The 284-nt window shown below is 40.1% G+C and carries 1 protein-coding gene; it reads left to right on the top strand.

All coding sequences use genetic code 11. The annotated features are described in order from the left end of the window. Positions 1-248: transposase (locus LC454_RS26305; protein WP_223585394.1), on the top strand; the 248-nt coding region annotated here is incomplete at its 5' end. Positions 249-284: the final 36 nt, after the last annotated feature.

Below are 284 nucleotides of genomic sequence, written 5' to 3'. Positions count from 1 at the left end.
AGTACGAGGATCAGGTTCGCAAGATTATATACACCACAAATCCGATCGAGGGAATGCACCGTCAGATACGAAAAATCATTAAGTCTAAAGGGGCCTTCAACTCCGAACAGGCACTAATGAAATTGATGTATCTGATCATAAAGGATATCGCAAAAAAATGGACGATGCCAATGCATAACTGGGGCTTGACCATATCCCAACTTTATATTAGATTTGGGGATAGACTCAAACTCGAAAGAGGTTTTTAAGTTTTAATCCTATGACACAGTTGGTGTTACACTCCC

The organism is Sphingobacterium sp. GVS05A (genome assembly GCF_019969845.1).
Classification (GTDB): domain Bacteria; phylum Bacteroidota; class Bacteroidia; order Sphingobacteriales; family Sphingobacteriaceae; genus Sphingobacterium.
The sequence above is the reverse complement of the archived record's forward strand: the minus strand, read 5'-3'. Positions and strand labels throughout refer to the sequence as shown.